The organism is Rubneribacter sp. (assembly GCF_965361815.1).
Genome location: NZ_CBDTNW010000172.1, coordinates 1 through 5792, shown reverse-complemented (window position 1 = coordinate 5792; position 5792 = coordinate 1). Strand labels below are relative to the sequence as shown.

The following is a 5792-nucleotide window of genomic DNA, read 5'->3' as shown; positions in this document are numbered from 1 at the left end:
TCCCGGCCTCGATCGATCCTGGTTTGACAGAGAGGGGCGGGGCCCTCTGTCAAGCCATGGTCGACGTGAGCGCGCGTTCGTGCGATTTCGGGCCGAATTCCCTCCAATCAGGGGCTTAGGGGTCCTCCGCCCGTCGGGCAAAGCCCTCCGAGGCGCGCATCCGCCCCCCCCCCTGCCCAGCGCGCATCCGCCCCGTCCTGACGGCCCCCGCCCCGCGAAAGCCCGGCCCCGCCCCATGCAAAGCTTCCGAAGATCGGATGGGGATTTCGTACCCGTGCTCTGGATACGGCGAGGACGTTTCGTGAAGCGACGCATCCTCGGGTAGGCTGTTGTCCGAGGACGCCGCCGAACGGCCCCATCCCCGCAGCGCACACGCAGCATCGACGCAGAAGCGGCGGCTTCCCTCCGGATACGACCCCGCCCGGAAAGGAGAGCGCTCCATGAAAAAGGTACTCGGCGTGTTCTTGGGGCTTATCGCCCTGATCATCGCAGGCACCGCCGGGCTTGCCGCCCTGTCCGGCACGGATGCCGCAACCGACCGCAACCCCCTGGCCTCCCTGGCAGACGACGCCAAAAACGGCGCGGCGAACGCGGCCATAGACGCTTTGGGCGTGAAGGACCGGGTGCAGGAGGCGCTCGACCAGAACAAAGGCGCCATAGCGGCGGCCACCGGGCTTTCGGCCGATCAGGTGGACCAGGCCATAGACAACCTTGACGTGCAGGGCTGGACGGCCGCAACGCTGCCCTCCGACGCCGTGGAAACCGGCACCTACCAGGGAAGCTACGCGGGCGTGGACGGCACGCTCACCACCTACGACGACCCCGGGTACGTGACTGTCGAGGCGTACGGGCAGACCGTCACGCTGGCCGTGCCTGAAAGCGCCCAGCAGTACCTGCCGCTGCTCGGCTACCTGTAAGAACGCCGAGCGCAGGGCTTGGACGCGGGCCGGGCGCCCGCCGAGCGTCCCGCCGCAACGCTTCGCACCCGCAAGCTCACCGCGCAGACGCCCCGCAACGAAACCCGCCGAGCACGCGGCGTTCGCGCGAGCGACCCGCCGCGCAGGCGGCGTGGCGTCTGCGCGGCGGGTCGCCGGCCGTTCCGCAGGCGCCGCCGGCAAAGCCCATGCCGGCCGCCGACCCGTATCCCCTACCGCGTGCGCGCCTCCTTCAAACGCCGCTGGTAGGCTCGGACCGCCTGCGAGAGCGCGAAGCACACCGCAAAGTACAGCACCGCCATGACGCCGAAGATGGCGAATATCTGCTCGGTGGAGTTGTAGCTGTTCATGAGGATCATGCCGCGGCCCATAAGCTCCTGCACGGCCATGGCGCCCCACAGAAAGCTCGTGTCCTTGACGGTGGTCACGAACTGCGACAACAGCGCGGGAATCATGTTGCGCAGCGCCTGCGGCAGGATGATCAGGGCATAGGTCTGCGCCACGTTGAAGCCCTGGCTTCTGGCCGCCTCGTACTGGCCGAAGGGCACGCCCGCCAGTCCGCCGCGCACGATCTCGGCCACGCTGGCGCTGGTGAACAGTGTGAACGCCAACACGGCCGCGCCGAGCGGAGGCAGCTGGGCCACGAAGAACGTGAACATGATCCACAGCAGAAGCGGCGTGTTCTTGAACACCTCGATGTAAACCGTCGCCACCCCCGAAAGCGCGCGGTTTTTCGACGTGCGCAGGACGGAGATGACGGTGCCCAGCGCGATGGAGCACAGGATGGAGACGGCGGATATGGCAAGGGTCATGCCCAGGCCCTGCAGCAGAAACCTCATGTTGACCCAGGTGAAAAGCTCGGCCATGGCTACTCCTCCTCCCCTTCTCCGTCTCGGCGCCCATGGGGCGTTCGATCCGACGCCTCACGGGCGCCGTCCGCATCGCTTGCGGGCAAGCGGCCCGAAGCCTCGCCCGCACCGTCTGCGGGAGCACGACCCAACACCTCGTCCGAGCCGCTGTCCGCACCGTCCGAGAACGCGCGATCCGACCCCTCCTCGGAAGCCCCCGCCCCCGCCTCGCGGAGGAACCGCCCCGCAAGGCGCCTCTTCGCGCCGACGCGCCCCGCCTTCGTATGCGTTTTGCGCCAAACGCACCGATCGTCGCCGCCGCATTCGTCGGTTATCTGCTGCTGCAGCTCGCGGCCTATCTCGTCGGCTATCTCGGCGGCGCGCCGGCCGGTGATGGGGCGCGCCTCGCGCGCGGCAGCCGGATCGTCGGGATCGGCCAGCGCATGAAGCGGATGGCGCGGCGAGGGCGGCGCGATGGGCGGGGCGATGTCAACCGTCTCGTGCATGGTGCGCACGCCTGCGGCAAGGCTGTCGGAAGCGGTGTAGCCGGTGATGTCGTGCGAGCCGGGCGTGACCTCGGTGGGGTCCTCCGCCAGATGCTCGGCGGCGTCGCCTGTGGCCACGTGCTTGCGGGAGCGCGTGCGCCGCTCCAGGTACAGCGCCAGACGCGACAGCGGGAAGCAGATAATGAAGTACAGCGCGGCGGCCACCACATACACCGGCCCGTAGTAGCTGGTCGAACCCGCGAACGAGTTGGAGAAGTACATGATCTCCCCGCCCACGAAAAACGCCAGGATGGAGGTGTTCTTCACCAGGTTGGCCGCCTGCACGGCCAGAGGGGGCAGGATGATGCGCATGGCCTGCGGCAGGATGATCAGGAACATGGACTGCCAGTAGCCGAAGCCCTGGCTCTTGGCCGCCTCGAACTGCCCCCGGTGGATGGAGCCCACGCCGCTGCGCACCACCTCGGATATGTAGCCGCCATGGTAGATGCCGATGGCGACGATGCCGATGGCAACCGTCGACATGCTGACGCCCACGAGCGGAAGCAGCGCGTAGAACACGAACGCCTGCAAAAGCAGCGGCACGTTCTGCACCACCTCCACGTACACGCGCGTGACGGCGCGCGCAGGAGCGAAGCGCGACACCGACAGCACGCCGAACGCCACACCCAGCGCAAGCGCCAAGATGAGCGCGAAAAACGAGATGAGCACCGTGGTGCCGAACGCCGAGAGGATCTCCGGCCAGCGCTGGAACAGCGCCTCCCATTTGAACGGGGCGAACGCGTCAAGCATCGGCAAGCCCCCAATCTTTTTCGAGCGCGGCCATCGTGCCGTCCGCGAGCATGTCGGAGAGGGCCGCGTCTATCTGGGCGGCCAGCTCGGTGTTGGTCTTCTTGGTGGCGATGCCATACTCCTGCGGCGCGAACTGCGCGTCCAGCAGCATGGTGGAGTCGTCCAGGTAGCCGTTCAAGATGGAGCGGTCCACCGAGAACGCATCCACGCGCCCGGCGACGAGCGCTATCTTGATCTCGGGATAGGTGGCGTACTCGGCAAAGCTCATGGAGATGCCTATCTCATCTCCCGCCTGGGTCAGCTTCTCGCGCGTCGTGGCGCTTGACGCCACGCCCACGATTTTGCCGTCAAGGCCGGCCAAGTCCTCGATGCCGCTCGACCTCTTCACCAGCACGCCGATGTGGTCGATGAAGTAGGGCTGGGAGAAGTTGTAGCTTTTCCTGCGCGCCTCCGTGATGGTGAACGTGGCCAAGGTGGCGTCCAGCGTGCCGTTGTCCAACATGATGCCGCGCGTGGTGACGTTCACGCCGGTCACCTGCAAGGCGTCGGGGCTGCCCTTGATGCGGCGGGCAAGCTCGCGGGCGATGTCCACCTCGAAGCCCTCTATGTTGCCCGATTCGGGGTTTTGGAAGCCGAAGCCCGGCACGTCGATCTTCGTGCCCACGCGCAGCACGTCGCCGGCCGAGCAGCCGCTCAGCGTAGTGCCCGCAGCCAGCGAGGCCGCCGCCAGGGCAAAGGCCCGCAGGAAGTGTCGTCTCGTCAGCATGGCCGCCCCTACAGGATCTTGGACAGAAAGCTTTTGATGCGCTCGTTGTCCGTCTCGTCGAAGATGTAGTGCGGCGCGCCGCTTTCCACCACCCGGCCCGCTTCCATGAACACCACCTTGTCGGCCGCCTCGCGCGCCAAACCCATCTCGTGGGTGACCATGACGATGGTCATGTTCGTCTCGGCGAGCGACTTGATGACGTCGAGCACCTCCTGCACCATCTCGGGGTCGAGCGCGCTCGTAGGCTCGTCCAGAAGCATGATCTTGGGATGCATGTTGAGCGCGCGGGCGATGGCCACGCGCTGCTGCTGGCCGCCGGAGAGCTGGTCGGGGTACTTGTCCACCTTGTCGGAGAGCCCCACGCGCCCAAGGTAGGCGCGCCCGTCGCGCTCGGCCTGCTCGCGCGGCACCTTCAGCACCTTCACGGGCGCGAGCGTGACGTTTTCCAGCACGGTTTTGTGGGGGTAGAGGTTGTAGCTTTGAAACACCATGGCCACGTCGCGGGCGAGCGCGCGGGCGTTCACCTTGCGGTCGGCCAGGTTCATCCCCTCCACCACGACCGTGCCCGAGTCGGGCACCTCCAGGCCGTTGATGCAGCGGATGAGCACGCTTTTGCCCGAGCCGGACGGCCCGATGATGACGACCTTCTCGCCCTCGGCCACGTCGAGCGACACGCCATTGAGCGCCTCGACCGCGCCGAAGTTCTTGCGGATATCCGTAACCGTGATCGCGTTAGCCACGCTTGACGCCTCCTGTTTGCTTCCAGGCCGCGATCTCGGTGGGGCGCCGCGGTCTTCGTTTGGTGATAGAGTGCGTCATTCAGTCTAGCATGCACGGCATCGTGCCAGATGGCAAGGAGGTTACGGAAGCTTGACAAGAGAGAAAGCGGGCCGGCTCCGCGCGAAGCCGGCAAAGAGTCCCGATCAGGCGGTTGCCGAAGCCGGCTCTTCCACGGCGTCGTTCGCGCCCGCGGTTGCCGGCGCGTTCGAAACCGCTTTCGCCTTCGCGTCCTCGGCCTCCTCGCGCTCGAGCACCTTCCGCATGGCGGCGATGGCGCACTCGATCTGCCCGTCGTCGGGTTCGTTGGTGGTGAGGTACTGCATCTGCATGCCGGGCCACAGCACCAACTTGACCAGCGGGTTGTCCGGACGGCTGCCGGCCCACTTCACCGTGATCTCGTACGAGATGCCGGCGATGACGGGCATGAGCAGGATGCGCACCGCAATGACGAGCGCGAGCTTCGGCGCGCCGTCGGGCACTCCCCACGCGCCGATGAGCGCGTTCAAGGGCACCACCGTGTACACGAAGATGGCGATGATCATGACCATGATGAGGAACGCCGTGCCGCAGCGCACATGCAGGCGCGGGAAGCTGCGCGCGTTCTCTGGCGTGAGGGGAAGCCCGTGCTCGTAGCAGTGGATGGTCTTGTGCTCGGCGCCGTGGTAGCCGAACATGCGCTTGATGTCGGACATGCGCCCGATGAGCCACAGGTAGAACACGAACACGCCCACGCGCAAAACGCCGTCCACGATGTTCCACAGCACCGGATTCGCGTCGTACTCGCCCACGACGAGGTTCGTGAGCGCCGCCGGCGCCACGATGAACAGCGCCACGCCCAGCACAAGCCCGAGCACCATGGACACCGCCATCTCCCGCTTGCCGAACTCCGGCTCGCCGTCCTCGCCTTCGGGCGCCGCAACCGCGTCGGCTTCCGGCCCAACCGCCGCCTCAGGCCCCTCGACCACCTCAAGCCGCGCCTGCGCCCCCAACGCGTCGATCACGACATCGGGCCGTCCGAAATCGTCCTTCCAGGAAAAGCCCCCTTCTTCCCCCTCTTCAGCGAGTCGGGCCCCAAGGCCCTCGAACTCGCGCCCCCCGTCGCCGCCAGGCTCCCCGACATCGGACGAGCGGAGGGGGCGGGAGGGGTCGGTAGCGAGTTCCGCACGAG

The 5792-nt window shown here is 67.0% G+C and carries 6 protein-coding genes; 1 reads left to right on the top strand and 5 read right to left on the bottom strand.

The window, feature by feature from the left end; all coding sequences use genetic code 11:
* The first annotated feature begins 440 nt into the window (after nt 1–440).
* Nucleotides 441–917, top strand: a complete 477-nt coding sequence (locus ACWKY3_RS12550; RefSeq protein WP_449316732.1) for a hypothetical protein — start codon at nt 441–443, stop codon at nt 915–917.
* A 230-nt stretch (nt 918–1147) separates the two neighbouring features.
* Here ACWKY3_RS12550 and ACWKY3_RS12545 read toward each other — a convergent pair whose 3' ends face one another.
* From ACWKY3_RS12545 to ACWKY3_RS12525, 5 genes are all read right to left on the bottom strand, one after another.
* A complete protein-coding gene (locus tag ACWKY3_RS12545) occupies nt 1148–1801 on the bottom strand; it encodes an amino acid ABC transporter permease (RefSeq protein ID WP_449316731.1) in 654 nt (217 codons plus the stop codon).
* Between the two features lie 2 nt (nt 1802–1803).
* Nucleotides 1804–3078, bottom strand: coding sequence for an amino acid ABC transporter permease (locus tag ACWKY3_RS12540; protein WP_449316730.1), 1275 nt, complete (start codon nt 3076–3078; stop codon nt 1804–1806).
* The gene (locus ACWKY3_RS12535; protein WP_449316729.1) at nt 3071–3844 is read right to left on the bottom strand and encodes a transporter substrate-binding domain-containing protein; all 774 of its coding nucleotides are present in this window, start codon (nt 3842–3844) and stop codon (nt 3071–3073) included. Before ACWKY3_RS12535 ends, ACWKY3_RS12540 begins: the two co-directional genes overlap by 8 nt.
* Before the next feature lie 8 nt (nt 3845–3852).
* The gene (locus ACWKY3_RS12530; RefSeq protein ID WP_449316728.1) at nt 3853–4584 is read right to left on the bottom strand and encodes an amino acid ABC transporter ATP-binding protein; all 732 of its coding nucleotides are present in this window, start codon (nt 4582–4584) and stop codon (nt 3853–3855) included.
* Between the two features lie 183 nt (nt 4585–4767).
* Nucleotides 4768–5792: DUF1385 domain-containing protein (locus ACWKY3_RS12525; RefSeq protein ID WP_449316727.1), on the bottom strand; the 1025-nt coding region annotated here is incomplete at its 5' end.

What these genes read in the sequence shown, in the direction of transcription:
- ACWKY3_RS12540 (WP_449316730.1), bottom strand. Translation starts at nt 3,078, where the DNA reads ATGCTTGACGCGTTCGCCCCGTTCAAATGGGAGGCGCTGTTCCAGCGC.
- ACWKY3_RS12550 (WP_449316732.1), top strand. Translation starts at nt 441, where the DNA reads ATGAAAAAGGTACTCGGCGTGTTCTTGGGGCTTATCGCCCTGATCATC.
- ACWKY3_RS12545 (WP_449316731.1), bottom strand. Translation starts at nt 1,801, where the DNA reads ATGGCCGAGCTTTTCACCTGGGTCAACATGAGGTTTCTGCTGCAGGGC.
- ACWKY3_RS12535 (WP_449316729.1), bottom strand. Translation starts at nt 3,844, where the DNA reads ATGCTGACGAGACGACACTTCCTGCGGGCCTTTGCCCTGGCGGCGGCC.